The sequence below is a fragment of the Halolamina pelagica genome, assembly GCF_900115675.1.
Lineage (GTDB): Archaea > Halobacteriota > Halobacteria > Halobacteriales > Haloferacaceae > Halolamina > Halolamina pelagica.
Window position 1 is genome coordinate 18909 of sequence record NZ_FOXI01000010.1, and the last position, 25353, is coordinate 44261.

At 66.7% G+C, this 25353-nt stretch carries 22 protein-coding genes and 1 pseudogene; 8 read left to right on the top strand and 15 right to left on the bottom strand.

Annotated elements, in window-relative coordinates; genetic code table 11:
* Positions 1–53: 53 nt before the first annotated feature.
* Positions 54–614, bottom strand: coding sequence for a DoxX family protein (locus BMZ83_RS11950; RefSeq protein WP_074878960.1), 561 nt, complete (start codon positions 612–614; stop codon positions 54–56).
* 114 nt (positions 615–728) lie between these two features.
* On the opposite strand from BMZ83_RS11950, the gene BMZ83_RS11955 reads away from it, so the two are divergent.
* The 3 genes from BMZ83_RS11955 to BMZ83_RS11965 all read left to right on the top strand — a co-directional run bounded on the left by BMZ83_RS11955 (position 729) and on the right by BMZ83_RS11965 (position 2376).
* Complete coding sequence (locus BMZ83_RS11955; RefSeq protein WP_074878962.1) at positions 729–1079, top strand: ArsR/SmtB family transcription factor; 351 nt, start codon at positions 729–731, stop codon at positions 1077–1079.
* A 3-nt stretch (positions 1080–1082) separates the two neighbouring features.
* Positions 1083–1358 carry a DUF7521 family protein gene (locus BMZ83_RS11960; protein WP_074878964.1) on the top strand — a complete coding sequence of 92 codons (276 nt, stop codon included), beginning with the start codon at positions 1083–1085 and terminating at the stop codon, positions 1356–1358.
* A gap of 418 nt (positions 1359–1776) precedes the next feature.
* Positions 1777–2376 (top strand): class I SAM-dependent methyltransferase, encoded by a 600-nt coding sequence (locus BMZ83_RS11965; protein ID WP_074878967.1) that lies wholly within the window; start codon positions 1777–1779, stop codon positions 2374–2376.
* Positions 2377–2815: 439 nt separating this feature from the next.
* On the opposite strand, the gene BMZ83_RS11970 is transcribed toward BMZ83_RS11965, so the two are convergent.
* The 5 genes from BMZ83_RS11970 to BMZ83_RS11990 form a co-directional block, all read right to left on the bottom strand.
* Positions 2816–3868, bottom strand: a complete 1053-nt coding sequence (locus tag BMZ83_RS11970) for a dipeptide epimerase (protein WP_074878969.1) — start codon at positions 3866–3868, stop codon at positions 2816–2818.
* Entirely contained in the window at positions 3865–4947 is a 1083-nt protein-coding gene (locus BMZ83_RS11975; RefSeq protein ID WP_074878971.1) for a DUF1611 domain-containing protein, read from the bottom strand. The genes BMZ83_RS11970 and BMZ83_RS11975 overlap by 4 nt, the downstream gene beginning before the upstream one ends.
* 86 nt (positions 4948–5033) lie before the next feature.
* On the bottom strand, positions 5034–6248 hold the full coding sequence (locus BMZ83_RS11980; RefSeq protein ID WP_074879074.1) for a YkvI family membrane protein: 1215 nt from the start codon (positions 6246–6248) through the stop codon (positions 5034–5036).
* Positions 6249–6397: 149 nt separating this feature from the next.
* Positions 6398–7231 (bottom strand): helix-turn-helix domain-containing protein, encoded by an 834-nt coding sequence (locus BMZ83_RS11985; RefSeq protein WP_245748694.1) that lies wholly within the window; start codon positions 7229–7231, stop codon positions 6398–6400.
* Between the two features lie 29 nt (positions 7232–7260).
* On the bottom strand, positions 7261–8868 hold the full coding sequence (locus tag BMZ83_RS11990) for a long-chain-fatty-acid--CoA ligase (protein WP_074878975.1): 1608 nt from the start codon (positions 8866–8868) through the stop codon (positions 7261–7263).
* A 212-nt stretch (positions 8869–9080) separates the two neighbouring features.
* Here BMZ83_RS11990 and BMZ83_RS11995 point away from each other — a divergent pair, with 212 nt between their 5' ends.
* Together BMZ83_RS11995 and BMZ83_RS12000 are read left to right on the top strand one after the other, a co-directional pair.
* Positions 9081–9824, top strand: coding sequence for a universal stress protein (locus BMZ83_RS11995; RefSeq protein ID WP_074878977.1), 744 nt, complete (start codon positions 9081–9083; stop codon positions 9822–9824).
* Positions 9825–10008: 184 nt separating this feature from the next.
* Complete coding sequence (locus BMZ83_RS12000; RefSeq protein ID WP_074878979.1) at positions 10009–10350, top strand: antibiotic biosynthesis monooxygenase family protein; 342 nt, start codon at positions 10009–10011, stop codon at positions 10348–10350.
* Positions 10351–10406: 56 nt separating this feature from the next.
* Here BMZ83_RS12000 and BMZ83_RS12005 read toward each other — a convergent pair whose 3' ends face one another.
* Together BMZ83_RS12005 and BMZ83_RS12010 are read right to left on the bottom strand one after the other, a co-directional pair.
* A complete protein-coding gene (locus BMZ83_RS12005) occupies positions 10407–10619 on the bottom strand; it encodes a hypothetical protein (protein WP_074878981.1) in 213 nt (70 codons plus the stop codon).
* Positions 10616–11370 (bottom strand): annotated as a pseudogene (locus BMZ83_RS12010) (potassium transporter TrkG). Before BMZ83_RS12010 ends, BMZ83_RS12005 begins: the two are co-directional and overlap by 4 nt.
* A 131-nt stretch (positions 11371–11501) precedes the next feature.
* Here BMZ83_RS12010 and BMZ83_RS12015 point away from each other — a divergent pair.
* The 3 genes from BMZ83_RS12015 to BMZ83_RS12025 all read left to right on the top strand — a co-directional run bounded on the left by BMZ83_RS12015 (position 11502) and on the right by BMZ83_RS12025 (position 15953).
* Positions 11502–13187, top strand: a complete 1686-nt coding sequence (locus tag BMZ83_RS12015) for a formate--tetrahydrofolate ligase (RefSeq protein WP_074878984.1) — start codon at positions 11502–11504, stop codon at positions 13185–13187.
* Positions 13188–13262: 75 nt separating this feature from the next.
* Complete coding sequence (locus tag BMZ83_RS12020) at positions 13263–13769, top strand: LutC/YkgG family protein (protein WP_074878986.1); 507 nt, start codon at positions 13263–13265, stop codon at positions 13767–13769.
* Positions 13770–15953 (top strand): LUD domain-containing protein, encoded by a 2184-nt coding sequence (locus tag BMZ83_RS12025; RefSeq protein WP_074878988.1) that lies wholly within the window; start codon positions 13770–13772, stop codon positions 15951–15953.
* 21 nt (positions 15954–15974) lie between these two features.
* On the opposite strand, the gene BMZ83_RS12030 is transcribed toward BMZ83_RS12025, so the two are convergent.
* The 7 genes from BMZ83_RS12030 to hutU form a co-directional block, all read right to left on the bottom strand.
* The gene (locus tag BMZ83_RS12030; protein ID WP_174955944.1) at positions 15975–17276 is read right to left on the bottom strand and encodes a hypothetical protein; all 1302 of its coding nucleotides are present in this window, start codon (positions 17274–17276) and stop codon (positions 15975–15977) included.
* Positions 17276–17995 carry a hypothetical protein gene (locus BMZ83_RS12035; RefSeq protein WP_074879078.1) on the bottom strand — a complete coding sequence of 240 codons (720 nt, stop codon included), beginning with the start codon at positions 17993–17995 and terminating at the stop codon, positions 17276–17278. Before BMZ83_RS12035 ends, BMZ83_RS12030 begins: the two co-directional genes overlap by 1 nt.
* Positions 17996–18087: 92 nt before the next feature.
* Positions 18088–19554 carry an arginine/ornithine antiporter ArcD gene (gene arcD / locus BMZ83_RS12040; RefSeq protein WP_074878990.1) on the bottom strand — a complete coding sequence of 489 codons (1467 nt, stop codon included), beginning with the start codon at positions 19552–19554 and terminating at the stop codon, positions 18088–18090.
* Between the two features lie 150 nt (positions 19555–19704).
* A complete protein-coding gene (hutH, locus tag BMZ83_RS12045) occupies positions 19705–21270 on the bottom strand; it encodes a histidine ammonia-lyase (RefSeq protein WP_074878992.1) in 1566 nt (521 codons plus the stop codon).
* Positions 21263–22492 (bottom strand): imidazolonepropionase, encoded by a 1230-nt coding sequence (hutI, locus tag BMZ83_RS12050; RefSeq protein WP_074878994.1) that lies wholly within the window; start codon positions 22490–22492, stop codon positions 21263–21265. The genes hutH and hutI overlap by 8 nt, the downstream gene beginning before the upstream one ends.
* Entirely contained in the window at positions 22489–23415 is a 927-nt protein-coding gene (gene hutG, locus BMZ83_RS12055) for a formimidoylglutamase (protein WP_074878996.1), read from the bottom strand. The genes hutI and hutG overlap by 4 nt, the downstream gene beginning before the upstream one ends.
* The gene (hutU, locus tag BMZ83_RS12060; protein ID WP_074878998.1) at positions 23412–25163 is read right to left on the bottom strand and encodes a urocanate hydratase; all 1752 of its coding nucleotides are present in this window, start codon (positions 25161–25163) and stop codon (positions 23412–23414) included. Before hutU ends, hutG begins: the two co-directional genes overlap by 4 nt.
* Positions 25164–25353 lie beyond the last annotated feature (190 nt).

Consider the following 25353-nt stretch of genomic DNA (forward strand, 5'->3'; position numbering starts at 1 on the left):
GGGGTTCCACCTCGCGAATCGGGTCACGTATCCGTGAAGAAAGGTCGGCGTGGTCAGCCGAGGACGTATTCGAGGACGGGGTAGCGCTCGACGAGCGCTTCGCCGCCGACCTCGTACTGTTCGATGTACTGGTCGAGTCCCAGGATGCGGCCCGCAGCGAAGGCGCCGACCGCGAGGAACACGAGCATGTACGCGAAGTCCCCGTTGATGAACCCGTGGGCGATCTCCCAGTTGCCGAAGTAGAACATCGCCATCATCAGCGCGCCGAAGAACGCCGCGAGGCGGACCAGCGCGCCCACGAGCAGGCCTACCCCGATGAGCAGCTCGCCCCACGGCACGGCGACGTTCGCGAACTCGACGAACCACGGCGTCGACCCCATCCACGCGAACATCCCCGCGAGCGGGTTCCCGTTCGTCGCGGCAACGTTCGACAGGTAGCCGCCGGCGCCGAACTCGCCGGTGACCTTCGTGAAGCCGGAGTAGGCGAACGCGTACCCCATCATGAGGCGGAGCGCGAGCACGAACCACGCGCTGAGACTGTGGACTTTCCCGCCGACGGTCAGGCCGCCGACTCTGCTCTCGAGCTGGTTCATGCCGGGGTCGAGTGTGGACATAGTTATTGCACCTTCAACTACCCGTAGGTCGGGACGGAGCATATAGCTGTGAGCCGACGTTCCGGGTCAGAAAATCGACGGGCTATATTACCCCTCTGTCGCGTGTAGGGACGTGTGACCGAGGAGCCAGTCCCGGCGGACGTCTTCGCCACCCTCGACGACGAGTACGCCCGCGACATCCTCGTGGCGACGAAGACGGCGCGGCTGTCGGCGAAGGAACTCAGCGAGGAGTGCGACATGTCACGGCCGACCGTCTCCCGTCGCGTCAGCCGCCTGGTCGAACAGGGCCTCCTCGAGGAGTACACGCACGTCGACCCGGGCGGCCGACACTACAGCGAGTACGAGGCGCGGCTCGAACGCGTCGAAGTGTTCCTCCGGGCGGAGGGCTTCGACGTCAAGATCGACGTCCGGCCGGACCCCGCCGACCGGATCGCGTCCCTCTTCGAGGAGATGCGGGGAGACTGACCCATGGAACACACGCTATACGTCGTCGCCAAACTGTTCACGACCGCACTCGCGCTGGTGATCGCCTCCCAGGCCTACCGCGGGTACCAACGGCACAGCACGCAGTTACTCCTGTACGTCGCAGTCGGCTTCGGGCTCGTCGGGCTCGGCGGCCTCCTCGAGGGCGTGCTGTTCGAGGTCCTCCAGGTATCGATCTTCGAAGCGGGCTTCATCGCGGCCGTCGTCACCGCCGCGGGAATGCTCTCGATCCTGTACGCCCTCTACGCGCCGAACCCCTGAGTTCCGGGTCGGTATCGCCGGTTCCGCGGTTCGGGTAACAGCGGTAAGTGCAGCGACCTCTTTTACCGGGGTCCTCGCTCGCTTCGCTCGGTCGAACCCCGGTAAAACCCGTTGATGCCAAAAGGCCGCCTTCGCGGGGTTTCACCCCGCTCCGGCGGGGAACCGCTCGCTCCCGCTGGTCGCTCGCGGTTGCTTCTCAGGAGATGTATTTTCCGCGAACGAGCGAAGCGAGTGAGTGGGCCGAGGAACCCCGAAGGGGGTGACGACGGCTTTTGGTCAAGCTTTTGCAAGGGCCCTCCGGAGCCCGACGCAAAAGGTCGGTGGGCAACCCAACGTACCGCCTGTTTCACCGCGTATCGTACCCGCTCATAGGGCTGGGGGGGACAGTACCAAGAGCGGCGGGCCCCATTGTGGGGGTATGACTTCCTGGGACGAACGATTTCGCACCGGAGAGTATCCCGCCAACCCGGATCCGTCACCAGTTCTACGCGAGTACGTCGACGAGACAGCCGACGGACGGGCGCTTGATGTCGCGTGTGGAACGGGCCGCAACGCGCTCTTTCTCGCCGAGCAGGGGTACGAGGTCGACGCGCTTGATCGGTCCATCGAGGGGCTCCGCTTGACCGAAGCGAACGCCGTGGAGCAGGGCGTCGACGACCGGATCAATCCGATCCAGGCCGATGCAACGGAGTTCGAGTACCCCGAGGGGCGATACGACGTCGTGACGATCAGTTTCTTCCGGGTGGTTGACCGCCTGACCGACATCAAGGGAGCACTGCGGCCCGACGGACTGTTCTTCTACCAGCACCACCTCCGTTCGGAGCCCCCGGCAACGGTCGGGCCGAGTACCGACCGCCACCGGTTCGGGGCGAACGAACTCCTCCGCGCCTGCCTCGATCTGACCGTCCTCTACTACGAAGAATCGAGCGAGAACCGGGACGGGGAACTCTCGGCGACCGTCGAAGTGGTCGCTCGCAACAGCCACGGTGACGCTCAATCGTATCCCGAAACGCGATAGCGACGAACTCGCTTTCGAGGGTTTCAGCGACGATACACATCGACGAACCAGCACCCCTCTTCGTGGTCGCAGATCTCCGAGGAGTTCGGTCGGTTCGCCGAGAACCACGCACCGGTCCTCCGTCGCAGCCGGCCGGACGCTCCTCGACGCCGCTCGGCGGGGAGGTCCCCGCGGATCCCTCGATATCCCCCGACGTCTCCGGCGGCGCGATCGTCCGTTCAAGTGGTCCTTCAGTGCACTCTCGGAAGGGGATCCCCTCGCGACCGGCGATCCCCGAGGCGTCGACGACCCGCCCGGCTCACCGATAGAACGAGAACCACGCCGCTCTCGATGGTTGATACCTCGACACTGTACGAGCACTGTTCTGCTTCCGGCCTGCCGGGACCGGATCACCCCTATCGGACTGACGCCCGCCTCAGTGGCCTCCCGATGGAACTTCTCACTCTGAAGGGGTCACTCCGTGACCCGGCCCCGAGATGTCGTGAATAGGACCGTCCGCGTCGACGATATCTGACTCGAGCAGACGGTTTCCATCCAAGTCGATATAGTCGAACGACCCGATCCCGGCAACGACGTGGGCGCTCGTATGGATGCCGACCGCACTCTCCAACATACAACCGATCATCAACTCCAGGTCGGCACCCTCGGCAATAGCAGCGATATCCCCGACTGCTAGAGGTCCAGATTTGCCGAGTTTGGCATTGATCACGTCGGCGGCCCCCTCGCGGACGACTTGGATCGCGTCGGCCGGCGTGAAAACCGCTTCGTCAGCCGCGATCGGGAGATCGACCCGGTCACGCGCCTGCGCGAGGCCGGCGATATCGGTCGCCGGGACGGGTTGCTCTATCAGTTCCAGGTCGACCCCCCTGCTCGCTAGCTCTTCGGCAAACTGAGCGGTTTCCTTTGGTGTCCATCCTTGGTTCGCGTCGACTTTCAGGGCCACGTTCGGTGCCGCCTCCGCAACAGCACTGACTCGCTCAACGTCAGCCGTAACGTCGGTTCCCGTCTTGACTTTCAGGTGCTTGTATCCCCGTTCCGTCGCGGAGACTGCGCGCTCGGCCGCCTTTTCCGCCGGAAGAATCGGAATCGTCAGGTCCGTCTCGACGGGAGTCGGTTCCCCACCGAACAGCGCAGAGAGCGGGATTCCTTCCTCCCGGCAGTAGGCATCGAGGATGGCCGTCTCGATCGCAAACAGCGCCGATGCCATTCCCGGGAACGTTTCTCGAACGTCCCCGACTAGTTGGCGGTACTCACCGACCGGCCGACCCTCGATCACCGCCGCAGTTGCCCGGGCAGTTTCGACGGCAGCCGCCTGAGTCTCACCGGTTACTGGTGGGATCGGCGATCCTTCACCGTACCCAGTGACTCCACACTCAGTCTCAACCGTTACGAGGAGGTTCGATGCTTCGTGCTGTGTGCCCAGCGAGATCTCGAACGGCTCCTTCAGCGACAAGTCGACCGGCCGAACTGTGAGGTTCGTAATACTGCTCACTGATCCGTCCCCTCGAGGTGAACTCCCTTTTCGTCCCTCAGCGTCTCCCGGACTACTGATAGCAGTTCGGACGCGCCTCCCTCGTGGTACACGTTGGAGGCCGGCAATCCGTAGCGTTCCGCTTGCTCGTCCGGATCACCCCATGTCGAAAGCGCGGCCACACGAGCATCGGACAGGTCCTCAATGAGACGGACCTCCTTCTCGACTCCCTCGACCTGGAATCGCTCGAAGTGTGTTCGACCCTCGCGTACCGGTTCGTCAGCTAGCACCACCGCATCCGGCCACGCCCCGTGGAGGATAGACAGTGTGACACCCGAGTAGGCCCGGTGCGTGAGGGATGCCTGCCCCTCCACGAACACGAGGTCGTGATCGGTACCGACCGCGGTCACTAGGTCCTCCACAACGCCGGCAGTAAAGTCGGCAGGGACGCGGTCAACAACCACGCCCTCATGGGCGCCGACCATTATCCCGGTCTGACCGGTGGCAACCCACCCGGCGTCGAGGCCGGCGGCCCGAGCCGCTTGATACAACTCGAAGGTCGTTGTCCGCTTCCCGACTGCACAGTCGGTCCCCAGCGTGAGAACCACGTCGGCGTTCACGTCGTCCACGGACCCGTCGCCGACACGGAGATCATCGTCGGCGGGAGGCTTTCGGACATCGAACAGCCGGACACCGTGCTGATCGGCTAAGTTCTTCCAACGGTCCTCCTCACCCAGAAAGACGTGCAATCCGGAGACGATATCACAGCCGGCACGGATCGCGTCCTCCATGTCTGTGATCCAGGCCTCGGGCAGCTCTCCACCTGCGGGTGCCACGCCGATGACGAGTGCTGCAGCCTCCGGGGCCTCGTCGAGAGCTGCTTCGACGGACTCGACGATGGGTACCTCCGGGGCATCGGGCTTTCCGAGAACGTCCGCCGGCGTGCGTCCAGCAGTATCGGTATCCACGATGGCCCGAGTATCGAACACTTCACTGTGCATGACCACCCCGTTAGCGGTTTTGCCGCCCGTCTCTCCGAACTCGCCCTCTGCGAGGACGATTGCCGGGACGGGAACGTCGAATACGTCTCGGAGGTTCATCGTGCCGGAGCGTTGGCGGACGTTTTCCTAAACTACACCCCCTTCCATGAAAGGCTGAAAACGAGTACGCTCCCCCGCGATCGACTTCAGTCGTCCGACTGCACCACAGACGATCGACTGCCCGACCCGAAGAAGTCGGACCCCCAGTTGGGATCCCGGATTCGGAGCACTCCGACTGTGAGTAGCGGGAGCGCGAAGAGGGCGATGAAGAAGTACGCCATCAGCGTGTACCCCTGAGCGACGAGAGCGATGATGCCGACTCGTGAGAGCAGTAGCGCACCGACGAGGATCCCGACCGCGAGACCACCACTCTGGACCTTCGAAAGGCCCTCGAGCCCTTCGAGCGGGCCAATTGCGACGTCCTCGATGTTCTCGTCGACGCGGTCGAGTAGGGCGTGAATGAGACCCACGCTGGTCTCGACGAGCGTCCACCCCATCACTACGCCGTAGAAGCCGATGAGCAGCGTCCCGCCGGCGCTCTCCAACACCTGAAGCCAGGGAACTTCGGCGCCCATTACCTGTTCGGAAGGGTAGAACCCCATGAACGTGACGTACGTGAGCGCGAACGGGAGGGTCATCATCGTACCGGCGAGGACTCCTGAGATGACTGACTCACGGCGGGTTTCCTGGTGATCCAACGCGAAGAACACTGCCGGGAACACCACGAGATTGTATCCCACGTAGAGGATTCCCGATTGCAGTACGGACAGAGTGCCGGCGTCGGCGACGTACGACGTATCTCCCGTCGCGAAGACCGAAGTCACGTCGCCCCAGACTTGGGAAAGCACGACTACTGCGAACAGGACGTACGCGAGGTACAGGAAGATCGTTCCCCCGGTTTTGAACTCTTCGAGAAGCGTGTCGCCCGCGTAACTGAGTGCGCCCACGATAGCGATCACGATGCCCACCCCAGCGAGATAGGGGATCCCGATCGTCTGTTCCATGATGTTTCCGGCCGCGGAGGCCATGATGGCGATGACGAGCACTGCCATCACGAGGAACAAGAGATCGAACACCGGCCACAGGCCGCCGATTATCTGCCTGATGAACTGTTTGTAGTCGTAGACCTGGAACGTGCGAGCCAACTCGAACGTCACTACGGCCATCACGGTAAACCCGAGCCAGATACCCACCACGGCGAGCCACCCAGCGGATCCGTACTTTGCTCCGTAGGCGACGATCTCTCGCCCGGTTGCGTACCCACCGCCGATGAGTACTGATTGAAGAATGATCGCGGGAAGTACGATCTTCCCGAAGGGCCCGTACGTCAATCGTTCGAACAGGCTCGAATCCGAACCCATGTCATTTGCTGACATACTATGGCGTGGGATTTGAACGTACCATCTTATATCACCCACCTCCCATGGAAGGGCCCCTCCCCGAGATCGTGCTGTAGTGGCCCCATACGAACTGAATCGTTGGCGAACCTCTCAACCGAGCATCGAGGGGGTCACGATTCGGGGCCGAGGAGTTTCGACTCGGCTTTCCGGAGGTGCTCAAGTATAGTCGCCTTGCTGACGTCGAGTTCGGCAGCGATGTCCGTAGCGGATACGTCCCGGGGCCAGGAGTAGTACCCGCGCTCACGGGCGAACTCGAACACCTCCCGTTGGCGCTCGGAGAGTCGATCGCCCGCTTGCGGCCCAGTCGGTTCCGTCCCGGGCGATTTCATTCCCCGGACAGTGATTTCAGCGTTCATCTCCTCACGGATCTCATCGAGCCGTGACTGGACGTTCGTTCGAGCCGTCGTGATAATGACCGTCCAATACTCGTAGCCGTTCCTGATCCGGATTTCCTCCTCGGGAATGAACCCGCGCGAAAGAATGGCGTCGTGAATGCTGTTGGACGGCTCGTACCGGACCAGTAACTCCTCGGTGACGTTCCCTGCTGCCTCGGTTCCGAGGCGGGGGTTGAAGTAGTTCGTGACTCGCTCAACCCGATGCGTCAGGTCGGAGGCGTCGATAGCCGAAACGAGATCGGCGATATCGGCACGACGATCGGCGTAGGCAGTCACCCGTGCGTTGATGAGCCCATCGTACTCGTGAACGCTATGGGCGACCATCCCGGCGTCGGCTTCGGCCGTCGTTTCCAACGTCCAACAGTCCGGGTGCCAGATTTCCAGCGTCAACTGTGTCGGCTCCCGCTCGTGCCCCTCCTTGCTAACGGTACCCATGACTAGACGGCTTTCGGCGAACCGTATAACTCCGATGGTCAAAGCGATAGGCCTCTCGCAAGAGGTTGCCACGGGGGGATAGTCCGCGACCCGGGAACCGGTACGGTGTTCCACCGATAAAGCCCGAGTTCGCGAGCCCTTCCCTACCCTTGCCCGACCATCGAGTCCTCGTCCGCCCACTCCTCCTCGCGGAGCTCGTACTTCTGGACTTTCCCGGTCGCCGTCGTCGGGAGGCTCTCGACGAACTCGACGCGCCGAATCGCTTTGTACGTGGCGAGGTTCTCGCGAGTGAACGCGACGAGGTCGTCCTCGGTGACGCCCGGGTTGTCGGTGTCACCGGATTCGGGGACGACGAACGCCTTCGGCGTCTCACCCCACTCGTCGTGTGGCGACGGGATGACGGCGACGTCGCTCACTGCCGGGTGGTCGAAGAGCGTGTCCTCGAGTTCGATACTGGAGATGTTTTCGCCCCCGGAGATGATGATGTCCTTCTTCCGGTCCTGGATGGAGAGGAAGCCGTTCTCGTCGACGACCGCGAAATCCCCCATGTGGTAGTAGCCCTCGAGTCGTTCGTTAAACGCTTCCTCCGTGGCGTCGGGCTTGTTCCAGTACCCCTCCATCACCTGGTTCCCGCTGACGACGATCTCGCCGATCGTCTCGTCGTCCCAGGGGACGTCCTCGCCGTCCTCGTCGACGACGCGGACGTCGGTGCCGAGGAAGCCGATCCCCTGCCGTTTCTTCAGCGCGTAGCGGTTCTCGTCGTCGAGTAACCGGCCGGCTTCCGACGTGGTGATGAGGGGGCCGGTCTCGGTGGCGCCGTAGACGTGCACGAGGTCCCAGCCGAACTCGTCCTCGACGGTGCGGATCGTGGCTTCGGGTGGGGCGCTGCCGGCGGTTGCGGCGCGAACGTCCGCATCTCCGGTGGTTTCGACGTCGTTGTTCGCGTCGTAGTCCTGAAGCATGTTCAGGACCGTCGGCGCCGCACAGAGGTAGGAGACGTCCTCGGTCCGGATGGTCTCGAAGATGTCGGCGGCGTCGACGCCGCGTGTGCAGACGTGAACCGCGCCGGCGCCGGTGATGGAGAAGATGTGCCCCCAGCCGTTGACGTGGAACATGGGGAGCGTCCAGAGGTAGGTGTCGGTGTCCCGGATGTTCTGGTGGTAGGAGACGAGATAGGAGTGCAGCGTCTCGTTCCGGTGCGTGCGGCAGACGCCCTTCGGATCGCCAGTCGTCCCCGACGTGTAGTTGATGGTGATCACGTCGCTCTCGTCCATCGCCGGCCGGTCGTACGACGGCGACGTGTCCGCGAGCCGGGCGTCGACGTCGTCCCAGTCACCCTCGACGGCGTCCGCGTCGTTCGTGAGGAACGTCTCCACGGGAACCTCCTCGCGGATCGCTTCGACCTTCTCGGCGTACGCGTAGTCCGCATAGATCGCGGTGACGCCGGCATCGTTCAGGATGTACTCGAAGTCCGCGGGCGTGAGGCGGTAGTTGAGGGGGGTGTGGATGGCGCCGAGCTGTATCGCGCCGTAGGCTGCTTCGAGGTGGTAGTGGGTGTTCGGGTCGAGGACCGCGACGCGGTCGCCCTTCTCGACGCCGCGCTGCTGGAGGAGTGCGGAGAAGCGGTCGACCCGGTCGCCGAACTCGTCGTACGTGTAGCGCTCACCCGTGGCGGCGACGACGCCGGTTTCGTCGCCGTAGTACTTGCGTGCGCGGTCGAGGAAGTCAGTGACGAGGAGTGGTCGCTCCATCTCTAGCGTGGTAAACCGACGTTCGTGTCATAGCCTTTCGGATCGGGACAAATTTCGTACTGGAACCGTCACGAGCCGCGGAAGTTGTGTCCGGCTGTCCCGATGCCTCGGTGACAGGCTTGGAGACGCCGGGAGCGCTCGGCGTCGAACCCGAATTTCGCGCGTATTTATTTACCGGATCAGTCCCTTCTGACACATAGGAAGGTCCTATCATGTCTGACAGCCCCAGCATCCTGGTCCCGTTGCGTGTCCTCGAGGGAGAATCCATTCCGGAGGGTGTTCCGGATCTGCTTACGAACGCACACGTCGTCCTGCTCGGGTACCATGTCGTACCCGACCAAACCGCGACCGATCAGGCGCGGAACCAGTTCGAAGACCAGGCCATCCGCCGGCTCGACGATTATACGGCGATGCTCGAACACGCGGGGGCAACTGTCGAATCCCAGCTCGTGTTCACCCACGATGGGCAGACCACGATCGACCGGATGACGGACGAGCACGACTGCCTCGCGGTACTGATCCCAAACGCGACGAGGCCGCTGAAGAACGTACTAGTACCGGTCCGCGGGATCGTGGGTATCGACCGGTTCGTCCGCTTGATCTCGGGACTGTTCGGAACGATGGATGTCAACATAACACTGTACCACGTCGCCGAAGAGGACGAAACTGACGCCGACGTGGAGACGCTGCTCAACGGGGTCGCGAGCCGGCTCTCCGACGAAGGAATCCCCTCGGACCTGATCGATACCGAAATATCGCGTGAGGGCTCCCCCCGATCGAGGATCGTCGATACTTCCGGCGACTACGACGCCATCGTCATGGGCGAATCCGATCCGTCAGTGACGACCTTCTTGTTCGGGATGACTGCGGACCAAGTCGGCAAACAGTTCCTCGGTCCGGTGTTCGTAATCCAACACGGGGAAGCGAACGGTGCCGAGGAGGCTGACCACGAGTGAGTTCCCGCGGACCGCTCATGAGGGAGGGGACCGAACCCCGGAGAGCTACCTGATTCCCCGGACGGCTGTCCGACTCGCCACCCGTTCTCGGTCAGCCCGCGCCCGGAACGGCTGGGACGTAGAACGGTGATCTACGCCCCTGAGGGGGAAGCGTCTTGATCCCGTGGGTCAGTAACCCGTCGTAGTGTATCTCGTTACGTTTCGCCTCGATCCGGGGGAGTACGACGCAGCGTTCCACGAGCTGAATGACGCGGTACAAGCGGCTGCCGAGGAGACGGAGGGGTATCTGGGGAAGCGGACGTGGCACGCCCCCGAGAACGAGGAAGTCCTCGTCGTATACTACTGGGAGTCGCTCGACGCGCTCGAGGCGTTCGGCGCCGATCCGGAGCACGAGGAGGCGAAACAGCGGTGGACGGAGTGGTACGACGCGTATGAAGTCACCGTTACCGAGATCGTCGAGTCATACGGAAGTGGGTTCGGTGCCGACGCAGGCCCACCCGCATCGGACGGCCATGGTCCCGTTTGAGCCGCGTACACGGCGAACAGCCGGTCAGCACACGCAGTAGTTTCGGACGTTCGACACTACCCGGCTTCCTCCAGAACACCGAGATACAGTATGTAGGCGACGAACACCGCGATATACGCGACCGCGAGGGCCTCGGTGATCGGTGTCCGGTCAAGCACGACGATCATCCCGATGACGAAGGGGCCGGCCAGGAGGAGCGAATCGAAGACCCGGTCGTCCGCGCCGGCTTCAATCACGTACGAGACAACGGGGAACTCGCGCAGCCTCATCGGTAGAGTCCTCCTCGCTTGAAGATCGTTCGGAGCATCACGAGCACCGGAATGATCTCGAGGCGCCCGATCCACATGTGGAAGAGGAACGCGATCTTCCCGACCGTGGGCAGCGAGTCGGGGCCCGTGATCCGCGACGAAAGCCCCACGTTCCCCTGTGCACTCGCGACCTCGAACAGGACGTTGGCCAGCGAGTACTCCCCAGCCGGGAGTGCGAGCAGCAACACGAAGGTGCCGACGACCAGGAACGTGGTCCAGAGGACGACGATGATCGCCGTCGTCAGAACGATCACTCCCACGCCGCCGACCCACTCACTGAACGTCCGCCACCACTGGAGCGTTCGGGGCAGCACCTCCTCGTTGTCGGTCATCGTGAGCCCCGTGCCGGTGAAGCCGCTCACACTCTCGAAGAGGGCGTTCAGCGGCTCGGTGAACGCCGCGAGCGTCGCCGTCTGCGCCGGCTCGCGAACCCCGGTACTCCGAGTTGGACGCTCCACGCGATCAGGAGGAACGGGAGCGAGCCGAAGACGCCCACAGAAAACCAGCCGGATGCGGCGACGACCATCCCGTGGAGCCGACTCGGGGATTCTGCACCCCGGAACTGTCGATAGTGTAGCCACCCGAGCCCCAGCGGGACGAGCGCCGAGGCGAGCAGCGCCGGGACCGCGAAGTACTCCCCCCAGACGATCGGCACGACCAGCGAGATCCGCACACCCTTCGAAGGCCCGTTGCAACATCGTTCGCCCGGGATTTATGGTGGATCGACGGATCCGGGCCACTCAGGCTCGGTACGCGTACTTGGTCACGACGAGCGTGTGGAATCGCCACTCGCCGGGAATTGGCTTACACTTTTAGCACTGCTCGCCCACGACTACCGTCTATATGGATTCAGACACGGAAGCGATCCCCGCGGACATCGACATCGCCCGGAACGCCGAGCGGAGAGCGATCGAGTCCGTCGGGGCGGACCTGGGACTCGCCGCCGCCGACCTCGAACGCCGCGGCAACGAGGTCGCGAAACTGACGTGGGACGCGATCCACCGAGAGATGGACCAGCCGGCGGACGGGAACCTCGTTCTCGTGACGGCGATGACGCCGACAAGACGCGGTGCGGGCAAGACCGTCACGACGGTCGGCCTCGGCCAGGCGTTCGGCCGACTCGACGAGCGCAGCGTCGTCGCGATCCGTGAGCCCTCTCTCGGTCCCGTCTTCGGGATCAAGGGCGGCGCCGCGGGCGGCGGGTACAGTCAGGTCCTCCCGATGGAGGAGATCAACCTCCACTTCACGGGCGACATCCACGCCGTGACCTCGGCGCACAACCTCGTCTCGGCGATGGTCGACGCCCATCGACACCACGGCAACGAACTCGGCATCGACCCCGACCGCGTCGTCTGGCCGCGGGTGCTGGACATGAACGACCGCGCACTCCGGGAGACGGTCGCCGGGCTCGGCGGCACCGCGAGCGGACCGCCCCGGGAGGACGGGTTCTCCATCACCGCCGCCTCGGAACTGATGGCGGTGCTCTGTCTCGCGACCGACGTGAGCGACCTCCGCGAGCGAGTGAGCCGGATCATCGTCGCCTACGACACCGACGGCGACCCCGTCACCGTCGCCGACCTTGACGTCGCCGGCTCGGTCGCGTCGCTGCTGAAGGACGCCCTGCGGCCGAACCTCGTCCAGACGATCGAGGGGACGCCGGCGTTCGTCCACGGCGGGCCGTTCGCCAACATCGCGACCGGGACGAACTCCATCCTGGCCGACAAGCTCGGGCTCCGGCTCGGCGACTACGTCGTCACCGAAGCGGGGTTCGGGGCCGACCTCGGCGCCGAGAAGTTCGTCGACGTGGTCTCCAGGGAGGGCGTCGAGCCCGACGCGACCGTCATCGTGGCGACTGTCGACGCCCTGCAGAAACACGGCGGGATCGAGGATGACGAATCGGACCCGATGGCCGCGCTCCGGGCCGGGTTCGCGAACCTCGACCACCACGTCGAGGTCCTCCAGTCGATGGGGCTGCCGGTCGTCGTCGCCGTCAACCGCTTCCCCGACGACTCCGACGCGGAGATCCGCGAGGTCCTCGACCACTGCGAGGAACAGAACGTCCCCGCGGCCGTCTCGACGGTCCACGCCGACGGCGGGGCGGGGGGAACCGACGTGGCCCGGTTGGTGAAAGGGGAAGTCGAGTCGGGCGACGGCGAGCTCCAGCGCGTGTACGACCTCGACGCGTCGCTCCCGGAGAAGATCCGGGCAGTCGCGACGCGGGTGTACGGCGCCGACGACGTGGAGTTCACGTCGGGGGCGCGTGACGACATCGAACGCATCGAGGCACAGGGGTTGGACGACATGCCGGTTTGCATCTCGAAAACCCCCAGTTCGCTCTCGGACGATCCCGGGAAGATCGGCGTCCCGGAGGACTGGACGCTCACCGTTACGGAACTCTCACCCTCCGCGGGGGCCGGGTTCGTGGTCGTGCTGACGGGCGACGTGCTGACCATGCCGGGGCTCCCGTCTGACCCGGCGGCTGCCCACATCGACATCGACGAGGACGGGTCGATCCACGGGCTGTTCTAAGGGTCGAACCGTCCTCCCGGCCTGCGAGTGCGGGGAGGAAAACACCCAAGAGGCTGTTCCCGGAAGTTGGGGCAAATGTCTGCCGAGCCGATCGCGACCTTCGCGTCGTCGCTCGAGGATCTCGGCGTCGACCTCGTACGGACCGCGGCCGACGAGTTCGCGTCGACGGTCGCGCCGCTCCTCGACGCGCCGGCCGTCGGCACGCCACTCCCCTTCGAGAGCGCCACACTGCCGGACAGCGTCGAGACCGATCCGACGGTCGCGGAACTCGAGGCGGCGGCGACCGGCGTCACCGCCGCCGGCTACGGCATCGCCGACTACGGCTCCGTGGTCGTGCAGGGCGGGGCCGACGGCGCGGAGCCGGTGAGCCTCTACGCCGACGAGCACGTCGCCGTCGTCGCCGCGAGCGACGTGCTCCCGGACATGGACGCGGCGTTCGACCGACTCGCGGAGGACGTTCGAAGCGGCACCAGACAGTCGATCGTCGCCACGGGGCCGAGCGCCACCGCGGACATGGGGTCGCTCGTGGAGGGCGCACACGGGCCGATGGACGTGACCGTCGTGCTCCTGGAGGACAGGTAGATGAGCGCCGACGATCGCCGGCGGAAGGCCGAACGCATCCGCCACCTCCTCGACACCGAGGGCGACGCCGTCCACGAGAACACCCAGGTCTTCAACGAAGGTCGGTACGAGTCGACCGAGAACCTCGACGACTACGACGAGCTCAAGGACGAGGCCCGCGCGATCAAGGAGGACGCCATCGAGCGCCTCCCCGACCTCGTCGATCGAGTGACCGAGGCCGTCGAAGCCAACGGCGGCACCGTCTACCTCGCCGACGACGCCGCCGACGCGAACCGGTACCTCGCGGAGGTCGTCGACGGCCGGGACGTGGTGAAGTCGAAGTCGATGACCACCGAGGAGCTCGACGTGAACGAGTCGCTCGAGGGGAGCGGCGCGGACGTCTGGGAGACCGACCTCGCGGAGTTCGTCCTCCAGGTCGCCGACGAGGCGCCCTCACACATCGTCGCCCCGGCGATCCACAAGTCCCGCGAGGAGATCGCGACCCTGTTCAACGAGGTGTTCGAGCCCGAGGAACCGCTCGAGACCGCCGAGGAGCTGACGCGGTTCGCCCGCGAGTACCTCGGCGAGAAGATCCGCGACGCCGAGGTCGGCATGACGGGCGCGAACTTCGTCACCGCCGAGACGGGCACGCTCGCGCTCGTCACGAGCGAGGGCAACGCACGCAAGTGCGTGCAGGCGACGGACACCCACGTCGCGGTCGCGGGCGTCGAGAAGGTCGTGCCGAGCGTCGAGGACCTCCAGCCGTTCGTCGAACTCATCGGCCGCTCGGGCACCGGCCAGGACGTCACCTCCTACGTCTCGCTGTTCACGCCGCCGGTCGACTCGCCGACGTTCGGCGAGGACGACCTCGAACCCGGCGACGACCGCGAGTTCCACCTCGTGCTCGTCGACAACGGGCGGATGGCGATGCGCGAGGACGACCAGCTCCGGGAGACGCTGTACTGCATCCGCTGCTCGGCGTGTGCGAACTCCTGTGCGAACTTCCAGCACGTCGGCGGCCACGCCTTCGGCGGCGAGACGTATTCGGGGGGGATCGCCACCGGCTGGGAGGCCGGCGTCCACGGACAGGACAGCGCCGCCGAGTTCAACGACCTCTGTACGGGCTGTAGCCGCTGTGTGAACCAGTGCCCGGTGAACATCGACATCCCGTGGATCAACACCGTCGTCCGCGATCGGATCAACCGCGGGAAGGACGGCGACCTCGACTTCCTCGTCGAGGGGCTCACGCCGGACGACGAGCCGGGCGGCGTCGACCCGCAGAAACGCCTGTTCGGGAACTTCGACACGCTGGCGAAGCTCGGGTCAACGTTCGCGCCGCTCTCGAACTGGGTCGCCCGAACCGACACCGCCCGCGCGCTGATGGAGCGAACCCTCGGCGTCGACAGCCGCCGCGAACTCCCCGAGTTCGAACGCGAATCCCTCGTCGAGTGGTTCGAGAGTCGGGGCCCGCGCGTGAGCCGCGAGGCGGCCCGCCGACAGGTCGCGCTCTACCCCGACGCGTACACGAACTACGTCCGCACCGAGCGCGGGAAGGCCGCCGTCCGCGTGCTCGAAGCCCTCAACGTTCGCGTCGACGTGCCGGCCGCCGGCGAGAGCGGCCGCGCGCCGCTCTCCCAGGGGATGGTGGCGACCGCCCGGTCGAACGCCGAAGCCGTCTACGACGCGCTCGCGCCCGCCGTCGCCGCGGATCACGACGTGGTCGTCGTCGAGCCCTCGGATCTCGCGATGTTCCACCGGGAGTACGAACGGCTCCTCCCCGAGGACAGCTACGCCGCGCTGAAAGACCGGAGCTACGAACTCATGGAGTACGTCTACGGCCTGCTGGAGAACGGCGCGGGCGTCGACGCACTGCCCGACGGTGACGACGAGCGCGTCGCCTACCACAGCCACTGCCAGCAGCGCACGCTGGACCTCGAACCCTACACGGTGGCGGTGCTGGAGGACTGCGGGTTCGACGTGACGACCTCGGACGTGGAGTGCTGCGGGATGGCCGGGAGCTTCGGGTACAAGTCCGAGTACTACGAACTCAGCGTCGACGTGGGCGAGACGCTCGCCGAGCAGTTCACGACCGAGGATACCGCCGACCGAACCGTCGTCGCCAGCGGTACGTCCTGTCTCGAACAGCTCGACGCGCTGCTCACGCGGCGGCCCGCACACCCGGTGCGACTGCTCGATCGGGAGTAATCGAGCCCCGGGAGCGAGCGATCACGCGCTCTCCAGCGTCTCGGCCGTCTCCTCGGAGACGCCCGGCGCCGCCTGCCCGACGGCTGTCGCGACGACGTACTCGGCGATCGTGCGGTCGAGCCGGGACACGGGGAACTCCCCGTCGTACCGTGAGAGGTCCCGGTCGGCGTGGGCAACCCGCCAGCCAGCGTTCGTGATGGCCGTCCGCGTCAGGTCCGGCGCGGCACTGTCCGCGAGTGCCGTCCTGAGCGCGTCGTACGCGTTCGACCGGATCTCCCGGACTGCCTCGGCACTCTGCGGTCGGGACAGGTCGCCGTCGTCGATACGCCCCCGGAGCCGATCCAGTGCCTCGACCCGCGTGAGTTGTCGGTTCGCGTCGACGACGGCACTCGCTGGCCCGTTCGCGTCCGCGACCCGGCCCGCCCCGTAGATGAACCGCTGGCGGAGCTCGTCGATCACGAGCTCCTGAACGCCCCACTCCTCGCCGGTCGGCTCCGGCGGAACGTTCGAGTTGCGGGACTGGACGTCCGCGAACAGCGCCTCGGCGGCCCCGCGAAGCGTCTCCTCGACCGTGCCGGCGTCCGCCGGCAGCGACGCAGTGAACTGCTCGTCGAGGTGGCGTGCGTCGCCGAGGCACGCCAGGGCGGACTCGACTGTCTCGCCCCACTCCGCGACGGCGAGGAGCCGGTTCCCCTCCCGTCGGGGGTCGTCGGTGGCGATCGCGCGCTCCAGCAGGTCCTCGATCCGCCGGTGAACGAGCGCCGCCCGGACGGGGTCGTCGCCGACGTACTCGTGATCGTCTCGCACGGACTGCGCGTCCGAGACGACCTGTCGATGCTCCGCCTCGAGCGTCTCGGCCGAGCGGTCCTCCTCGACGACGGCCCAGCCGGCGGCAGCGTACCGGGCGTCCGCGCGGGCCTGACGGAGTGCCGTGAGCGCGACGAGGGCTGTCGGCGCGCCCTGTGCCTCACTGAGGCGGTCGGTGGCGTCGGCCGCGGCGTCGACGAGTTGTTCGCGAACGTAGCCGTTCGGGATGTCCCCCGGGCCGAGCGGCGTCGGGAGGTCCGCGAGGAGTGTCGTGACCCGGTTCCGGCTCGCGTCGAAGTACTCCGGCGCGATCTCGACGGGGACGGATTCGGGCACGACCGGCTCCTCCCGGCGATCGACGTCCGGGAGGTCGTAGGCACGGATCGCCGGTTCCGCCTCCTCGCCGAACTCGGGGAGCCCGTTACAGCCGGCGAGCGCGCTCGCACCGGCCACGGCCAGCAGCCCGCGACGGCTCAGCATCGGCGGGTCTGCCGCGTCGGAACGCTCGTCGTCCATCACTGTTCACCCCCGGAACCGGTCGGCGGCGTCTCGGTTCGGGTTGGGCTCCCGTCGGTTGGTGACGGCTCGGTTCGGTCTCCCCCCTCCGAGGCTGCGTGCTGGCGGTCGCACACGCCGGTCCCGATCGACGACGAGTAACTGGTCACCTCGTCGGCGTCGAGCGGGTCGGGGATCCGGATCAGGCGGGCCTCGATGACCCACGCGTCGGCCTCGCAGTGGTCCGTGTACGGGCGGCTCTCGCGGGTGTAGTCCGTCGAGATCCCCGTCGACGACCAGCCGAGGTGACACAGATCGAGTCGGAAACACGCCCGTACCTCGCCCATCTCGACGTAGACCGCTTCGGCGTCGAACTCCGTCGCCGCGAAGAACGACTCGACCGCATCGCGGTCCACGCTGTCGGCGACGCTGATCCTGCCGGCACGGTCCGCGTCGTCGACGATGATGGAGTCCCGCCAGCCGTCACGCCGGCTGGCTGTCGGCCGATCACCGTCGTCGTCCGATCTCACGAGCCAGAGCGGCGGGCGATCGGTGTCGACCCGAACGAGGTGTGTTTCCGGATCCGTCGTCGACCCGGACATCGGTCCGTCGGGGCCGTCGTCGCGCGGTGCTGTTCGCGTCGAGCCGGCAGCGCCGTCACCGAGCCCGCCACAGCCGGCGAGCGCGGCGGAAAGGCCCGCGACTCCGGAGAGGAGGGCGCGTCGTGTCGAGAGGACCATCGTCACGAGGCCGTTGGGACGACCAGCGTGAAAAAATCACCCGTGACCGACGCTCGTGTGCCCGCCCCCTGCGAGTACGGCCACGCGCGACGTCACTCGGCCGGCGAGGGGTTCTCGGTGGCCCGCCCGTCGATCGGGTCGTTCGCGTCGTCCTTGTAGAAGATCTTCCAACCGGTCACACCCATCACCACCAACACCATCGGCGAGAGGAACCCGAAGAAGTAGTACGGCGCGTACGAGAGCACGGGAACCCCGAGCGCGGCGGACATGTAGACGCCGCCGGAGTTCCACGGGACGAGCGCGGAGGTCGTCGTCCCGGACGCCTCGATGGCCCGCGAGAGGTTCCGGCTCTCGAGGTCGTAGTCGTCGTAGAGGTTCCGGAACGTCATCCCCGGCACGACCAGCGCCATGTACTGTTCTGCGGCCAGCACGTTGATCGCGAACGTTCCCACCGCGGTTCCGGCGGTGAGTCCGGCCACGCTGCTGACTGCCCTCCCCGTGTAGTACGCGACGGCTGCCAGCACGCCGGACTCCTGCAGGATCCCGCCCAGCGAGAGCGCCGCGACGACGATGGAGATGACCCAGATCGACCCGGAGAGGCCGCCGCTGGCCAACAGATCGTTGGTGAGCGCGACGCCGGTTTCGGGGCTGGTCCCGTAGTGGACGGTCGACCAGGCGGCCGCGAAACCCACACCCTGCAGCGTGATGCTGATCCCCACCGCCGCGAAGATGCCGGCGCCGAGCGAGGGGAGTGCCGGGTAGCCGTAGATCGCCAACGCGAACGTGATCACGATGGGCAGCAGCGTGAGCGGCGAGATCACGTAGACGCTCGAGAGGCCGGCCTGGATCTCCGCGACGCGGTCGACCGGGATCGTGCCGCTCGCGTTCAGCCCGAGGGCGACGAACAGCACGAGCGACACCGTGAACGCGATGAGCGTTCCGGGCCGCATCGCCCGGATGTGGTCCATGAGCTCGGTGTTCGTGACGGCGGCAGCGAGGTTGGTCGTGTCCGACAGCGGCGAGTTCTTGTCGCCCGTGTAGGCGCCCGAGAGCACGGCGCCGGCCGTCATCGGCGCCGGGATCCCGAGCCCGGAACCGATCCCGACCATCGCCACCCCCAGCGTGCCGGCGGTCGTCCACGACGAGCCGATCGCGAAGGAGGCGACGGCGGCGAGCAGGAGCGTGAACGGGAGGAATATCGCCGGGAAGAGGAACTCCAGCCCGTAGTACATGATCGTCGGGATCGTGCCGGCGTCGATCCACGACGCGATCACCATGTAGATCACGAAAAGGATGAGGATGGCCTGAAGCCCCATCAGGATGCTTCTGCTGACGCCCTCGTAGAGGTTCGCCCACGAGTAACCCAGGTGGTACCGTGCGAAAAAGCCCGAGAACACGATCCCCCAGAGCAGGGGCATCTGCGGATCGAGTTCCAGCATGACGATCCCGACGATGAGGAACAACAGCATCCCGGCGACGGGAACGAGTGACTCGATCAGTGACGGGCGCAGATCTTCGGGTATCTCGTCGTACGTTTTCGGCGTGAAGTCCAGTTCCATGCGATGACAACAGGGTGTCCCGACAGCACCCACTAATAACGTCTCGATAGAGCGACGTACTTAACAGAATCATCGCGGGACCGGGCTGTCCGCAAGCGGTACGGTTCGACGCCGGCGAACCGTCGAGCGGAAACCGCCCCACTCGCGGTGCTACTCTTCGAGAACGGTCCGTTCCAGCTGCTCGCCGAGGTCGCCGAAGCGGACGAGGTCGGCGACCAGTTCGACGTCGTCGTCCAGCGGCCGGTCGCCGTCCCACGGCTGCACCGCCGAACTGAGGAGGTCGCGGACGACTCCCGTCCCCGTCCCGTGGGCCAGCGAGTCGTCGACGAACGCGCTCGCACGGTTCCCGGCGAGGAGTTCGACGGCGACGACCGACGCCGCGTTCTCGACGGCGGTTCCCGCGAGGAGCGCACTCTGGCCGCTCATGCTCACGTGGTCCTCCTGCCCGCCGCTGACCGGGGTGTTGTCCGTCGCCGGCGACCCGATCGACCGCAGCTCGTTGACGAGCGCCGCCGCGGTGTACTGCGCGATCATGAACCCGGACTCCTGCCCGGGATCGTTCGTCAGGTACGGCGTCAGGTGGGCCTCCTGCAGGTTCGGATCGAGCATCCGGTTCGTCCGGCGCTCGGAGATGGTGGCCAACTCGGTGAGCGCGTTGACGGCGTAATCGAGCCGCAGCGCGAGCGGTTCGCCGTGGAAGTTCCCGCCGGAGAGGACCGCCGCCGACTCCCCGCCGCTCGACCGGCTGTCGACCCGGTCGGCGTCGAAGACGAGCGGGTTGTCCGTCGCGCTGTTGAGTTCCGTCTCAACGGCCGACCGCAGGTGGTCGAGCGCGTCGCGGACGGCGCCGTGCACCTGCGGGATACATCGGACGGAGTAGGCGTCCTGCACGCGGTCACAGTTGCGGTGGGACTCGACGATCTCGGAGTCGGCCGTCAGGCGTTTGATCCGCCGCGCCGTCTCACACTGGCCGTCGTGCGGACGAACTTCCTGAATCGCGGCGTCACAGCTCGCGGTCGTCCCCATCGTCACTTCCGTCGTCAGGGCGCCCGCCACGTCGGCCGCTTCGAGCACTCGCTCGGCGTCGACGACGAACAGCGCCGCGAGGCCCGTCGTCAGCTGCGTCCCGTTGATGAGCGCCAACCCCTCCTTCGGTTCGAGTTCGAGTGGCTCCAGCCCTACCTGCTCCAGCGCCGTCTCGCCGCCGATGTGGCCGTCGCCGTCGAGTACCTCTCCCTCGCCGAGGAGCACCAGCGCCATGTGGGCGAGGGGGGCGAGGTCGCCGCTCGCGCCGAGACTCCCCCGCGACCGAACGGCGGGGTGGACGCCCTCGTTCAGCATCGTCACGAGGTGGTCGACGACGACCTCGCGGACGCCCGAGTACCCCTTGACCAGCGAGTTCACGCGCGACACCATCATCGCCCGGACCTCCTCGGGCGACAGGTACCGGCCGGCGCCGGAGGCGTGACTGCGGAGGAGGTTCGTCTGGAGGGCGCGGATGTCCTCGGCCGGGATGCGCTCGTTGACGAGCGAGCCGAACCCGGTGTTCAGCCCGTACACCGCCTCGTCGGTCGCCATCACGTCCTCGACGCGGACCCGTGACTCGCGGAGTCGCTCGCGGGCCGGCTCGGCGACGCTCACCGTCGCCCCGTCACGCGCGACCGCTTCCACTCCCGCCGGCGTCAACGACTGCCCGTCGAGTATCACGTCACTCATGGACCACACGACCTCCCTTGATAACCGTCTCGATGGCGTTCACGCCGAAGTTGTACGGGACGTGGACCGCCGTCGGCGCGTCGACGATCGCGAGGTCTGCCGGGGCGCCCTCCCGAAGCGTCCCGAGCCCGTCCGTGCGGTTCAGCGCGCGGGCCCCGCCCGCGGTCGCGGCGACCAGCGCGTCCATCGGCGCCAGCTTCATGCCGACGCAGGCGAGCGTGCTCGCGAAGCCCATGCTCTGTGCGTAGCAGTTCGGGTTGAGGTCCGACGCGATCGCGATCGCGGGCGAGTCGACGCCCATCTCGTCGGCGACTGCGCGGAACATCCCTGCATCGGCGTACTCGGTGTCGAGCCCGAAGGCCGTCCCCGGGAGGAACACCGGCGTCACGCCCGCCTCGAACAGCGCTTCGGCGTCCTCCCGCGTCGCCATGAGCAGGTGGTCGGCGCTCGCCGCTCCCACGTCCGCGGCCAGCTGGGCGGCGCCGGTCCGGGCGAGCTCCTCGGCGTGGATCTTCGGCGTCAGCCCGTACTCGGCGCCGGCTTCGAGGACGCGCCGTGACTGCTCGACGGTGAACGCACCCTCGTCACAGAACACGTCGTTGAACGCCGCGATCCCCTGATCGGCCACGGCCGGCAGGAACTCGTCGATCACCCGGGCCACGTACTCGTCGGCGTCGCTGTCCCGCGGGACCGCGTGGGCGCCGAGGAACGTCGCGATCACGTCGACCGGATGCCGGTCGTCGGCCTCGTCGATGACCTCGAGCATCCGGAGCTCGGTCTCGAGGTCGAGCCCGTAGCCGGACTTCACTTCGACCGTCGTGGTCCCGTGGGCGAGCAGCACGTCGAGTTGGGCCAGCAGGTTGTCGAGCAACGTTTCCCGCGAGGCCGCACGGACTGCGTCGACGGTTCGGTGGATCCCGCCGCCCTCGGCCAGGATCTCCTGATACGTCTTCCCGCGGAGTTTCGCCGCGAACTCGTCCGACCGGTCGCCGGCGAACAGCGCGTGGGTGTGGGAGTCGACGAACCCAGGGATCACGGCTTGCCCCGAGGCGTCGATCGTCTGGGCCGCGTTCTCGCGGGGGTAGCGTCGCTCGATCTCCGCTGTGGGCCCAGTCGCCACGATCTCGCCGTCCTCGACGACGACGCTGGCCGCCTCGAGCAGCTGTTCGTCGGGGCCGACGAGAACTTCGCTGGCGTCGTGGATCAGGAGGTCGACCGTCATTGCCCCCCACCTCGATGAGCGAGGAAGTGTGCGATCGCCCGCGCGGCCACCGTCACCGTCCGTCCGTCACGGTCGAGCGACGGGGCACACTCCACCACTTCGAACCCGGCGACGCGGTCGTCGACCGCCAGTCGGCCGAGGACGGCGAACAGTTCCCGGCCGGTGAGCCCGCCGGGCGTCGGCGCGCTCACGCCCGGCGCCGTCGCCGCGTCCAGCACGTCGGCGTCCAGACTCACGTACACGGTATCGACCGCCGACAGCTCCTCCAAAGCGGTCGCCGCCGCCCCCGCGGGATCGGCGCCGACCGACGCGGCCGAGTGGATCCGCCCACCCTGCCCGTCGAGGTAGTCGTGATAGCGCGTGCTCGTCTCGAAGTGGCGCGCGCCGAGGACGACCAGCGAGTCCAGCCCGCGGTCGAACAGTTGGCGGTAGGGCGTCCCGCTCGTCGGCCCCTCGCGGATCTCGCGACAGTCGAGGTGGGCGTCCAAGCTAACGACGCCGACCGAGTCGCCCGACAGCAGCGGCGCGACGTTGGGCACCGTCAGCGAGTTGTCCCCGCCGAGGAACACCGGGAGCACGCCGGCGTCGTGGAGCGGTTCGACCGTGGTCTCGACTGCGTGTTGCACCTCCGAAACGGTGCGAGTCCAATCGGTGTCGACGTCTCCCACGTCGCCGATGGGGCCGAGCGGGCCCTCCGCGAAGTGGTGCGTCTTCGTCGCGGCGAGGGCGTCGCGAACCGCCGCCGGGCCCTCGCGAGCCCCGGTACGACCGATGACGGCGCCGTCGTAGGGCTCGCCGACGAACACGGTGTCGTACGCGCCCGCAGCGTCGACTGTCGTCCCGTGGACGATATCGCCGATCTGCTCGTCGTTCGGGTCCGACGACGGGCCGTGCCACGGGTCGGGTTCGGTGAATCCACTCATGAGTCGGAGAGGGGGACGTGCACGTCCGAGCGGTCAGCTTCGTCCATCGCGTCCTCGTACCCCGCGTCGGCGTGGCGGACGACGCCCATCCCCGGATCCGTCGTGAAGACGCGTTCGGCCTTCTCGGCGGCGAGGTCCGTCCCGTCGAGCACGACGTGGTTGTTGGCGTGGATGGCGTTGCCGATCCCCACGCCGCCGCCGTCGTGGACGCTGACGATGTCGGCCCCTGCAGCGGTGTTCAACAGCGCGTTCAGGATCGGCCAGTCGGCGACCGCGTCGGTGCCGTCCCGCATCGCCTCCGTCTCCCGATTGGGGCTCGCGACGCTGCCGGCGTCGAGGTGGTCCCGCGTCACGACGATCGGACCCGCGATCTCGCCCTCCCGCACCAACTCGTTGATGCGGAGCGCGAACCGGGCTCGTTCGGTCACCCCGTCGTCGTCAGTCTCGTAGCCGAGCCAGCACACCCGACTCGGGAGCCCCTGGAACGGGACGCGCTCCTGCGCGAGGTCGATCCAGCGGTGGAGCGCCGCTTTCTCCGGGAACAGCTCCTTGACCGCCTCGTCCGTGCGGTAGATGTCGTCCTCCTCGCCCGACAACGCGAGCCAGCGGAAGGGTCCTTTCCCCCGGCAGAACAGCGGCCGGATGTACTCCGGGACGAACCCGGGGAAGTCGAACGGGTCGTGTTCGGCCCCCGTCGACGTGGTCACCGACCCGCGGTGGTCCGCGACCTGGCCGCGGATGTTGTTGCCGTACTCGAACGCGACGGCGCCGCGGTCCTGCAGCTCGAGGATGGCGGCGACGTGGCGGGCCATGGTGTCCACGCTCTCCTCGACGTAGCTGTCGGGGTCAGCGGCCCGGAGTTCGTCGGCCTCGTCGACGGTGTACCCGGAGGGGTAGTAGCCTTCCAGTTCGTCGTGCGCCGACGTCTGGTCCGTGACGATGTCCGGAACGAACCCGCGGTCGAGCATCCCCTCGAGCATGTCCGCGGCGTTCATGTGCACGCCGACGCTGTAGGCCTCGCCGCGCTCGGCGGCGTCGACTGCGGCGTCGATGGCCGCGTCGAGGTCGTCGGTCTTCTCCTGGACGTAGCCGGTTTCGAGGCGGCGGTCGATACGCTCCTCGTCGACTTCGGCGGCGATACAGACGCCGTGGTTCATCGTCACGGCCAGCGGTTGGGCCCCGCCCATCCCGCCGAGCCCGCCGGTGACGACGATGGACCCCTCGAGGGTGCCGTCGAAGTGCTCGCGTCCCGCGGCGGCCAGCGTTTCGTAGGTCCCCTGGATGATGCCCTGGGTCCCGATGTAGGCCCAGGACCCCGCGGTCATCTGCCCGTACATGATCTTCCCCTCGGCCTCCAGTTCGTGGAAGTGGTCCCACGAGTCCCAGTTCCCGACCAGGTTCGAGTTCGCGATGAGGACACGCGGCGCGCGCTCGTGGGTCTCGAACGTCCCGACTGGCTTGCCCGACTGGACGAGCAACGTCTCGTCGTCCCCGAGGCCGCGGAGTTCGTCGAGGAGGGCGTCGTACGCGTCCCAGGAGCGCGCCGCTCGCCCCGTCCCACCGTAGACGACGAGGTTCTCGGGGTCCTCGGCCACCTCCGGGTCGAGATTGTTGTTCAGCAGTCGGAACGCTGCCTCCTGTCGCCACCCCTCACACTCGAGGTCGGTGCCGGTCGGAGCGCCCTGATACTCTCGCCACTGTTCGCTCGGTTCGCGGATCCGGTTCTCCTTGTCGGCAGACTCGTCCATGAATATCCGTAGCATCGGGCGGCAGCACAATGGGCCCATCCTCTCCATTAGGAGATGACTTTAAGTAATCCTGGGCGGCGGAGTGGTGTCTGTCCGAAGAAATCGGCGACGACCTCGGGAGCGGGGGACGGACGACCGAGGAACAGCTCCGACGGGCGATCAGCAAGCGCAGGCACGCGTTCGTCGAGTA

Bases quoted from the DNA above. Each gene is read 5' to 3' on its own strand.
- BMZ83_RS11950 (WP_074878960.1), bottom strand. From the start codon at position 614: ATGTCCACACTCGACCCCGGCATGAACCAGCTCGAGAGCAGAGTCGGC.
- BMZ83_RS11960 (WP_074878964.1), top strand. From the start codon at position 1,083: ATGGAACACACGCTATACGTCGTCGCCAAACTGTTCACGACCGCACTC.
- BMZ83_RS11965 (WP_074878967.1), top strand. From the start codon at position 1,777: ATGACTTCCTGGGACGAACGATTTCGCACCGGAGAGTATCCCGCCAAC.
- BMZ83_RS11975 (WP_074878971.1), bottom strand. From the start codon at position 4,947: ATGAACCTCCGAGACGTATTCGACGTTCCCGTCCCGGCAATCGTCCTC.
- BMZ83_RS11980 (WP_074879074.1), bottom strand. From the start codon at position 6,248: ATGGGTTCGGATTCGAGCCTGTTCGAACGATTGACGTACGGGCCCTTC.
- BMZ83_RS11990 (WP_074878975.1), bottom strand. From the start codon at position 8,868: ATGGAGCGACCACTCCTCGTCACTGACTTCCTCGACCGCGCACGCAAG.
- BMZ83_RS11995 (WP_074878977.1), top strand. From the start codon at position 9,081: ATGTCTGACAGCCCCAGCATCCTGGTCCCGTTGCGTGTCCTCGAGGGA.
- BMZ83_RS12005 (WP_074878981.1), bottom strand. From the start codon at position 10,619: ATGAGGCTGCGCGAGTTCCCCGTTGTCTCGTACGTGATTGAAGCCGGC.
- BMZ83_RS12015 (WP_074878984.1), top strand. From the start codon at position 11,502: ATGGATTCAGACACGGAAGCGATCCCCGCGGACATCGACATCGCCCGG.
- BMZ83_RS12020 (WP_074878986.1), top strand. From the start codon at position 13,263: ATGTCTGCCGAGCCGATCGCGACCTTCGCGTCGTCGCTCGAGGATCTC.
- BMZ83_RS12025 (WP_074878988.1), top strand. From the start codon at position 13,770: ATGAGCGCCGACGATCGCCGGCGGAAGGCCGAACGCATCCGCCACCTC.
- BMZ83_RS12030 (WP_174955944.1), bottom strand. From the start codon at position 17,276: ATGGACGACGAGCGTTCCGACGCGGCAGACCCGCCGATGCTGAGCCGT.
- BMZ83_RS12035 (WP_074879078.1), bottom strand. From the start codon at position 17,995: ATGGTCCTCTCGACACGACGCGCCCTCCTCTCCGGAGTCGCGGGCCTT.
- arcD (WP_074878990.1), bottom strand. From the start codon at position 19,554: ATGGAACTGGACTTCACGCCGAAAACGTACGACGAGATACCCGAAGAT.
- hutH (WP_074878992.1), bottom strand. From the start codon at position 21,270: ATGAGTGACGTGATACTCGACGGGCAGTCGTTGACGCCGGCGGGAGTG.
- hutI (WP_074878994.1), bottom strand. From the start codon at position 22,492: ATGACGGTCGACCTCCTGATCCACGACGCCAGCGAAGTTCTCGTCGGC.
- hutG (WP_074878996.1), bottom strand. From the start codon at position 23,415: ATGAGTGGATTCACCGAACCCGACCCGTGGCACGGCCCGTCGTCGGAC.
- hutU (WP_074878998.1), bottom strand. From the start codon at position 25,163: ATGGACGAGTCTGCCGACAAGGAGAACCGGATCCGCGAACCGAGCGAA.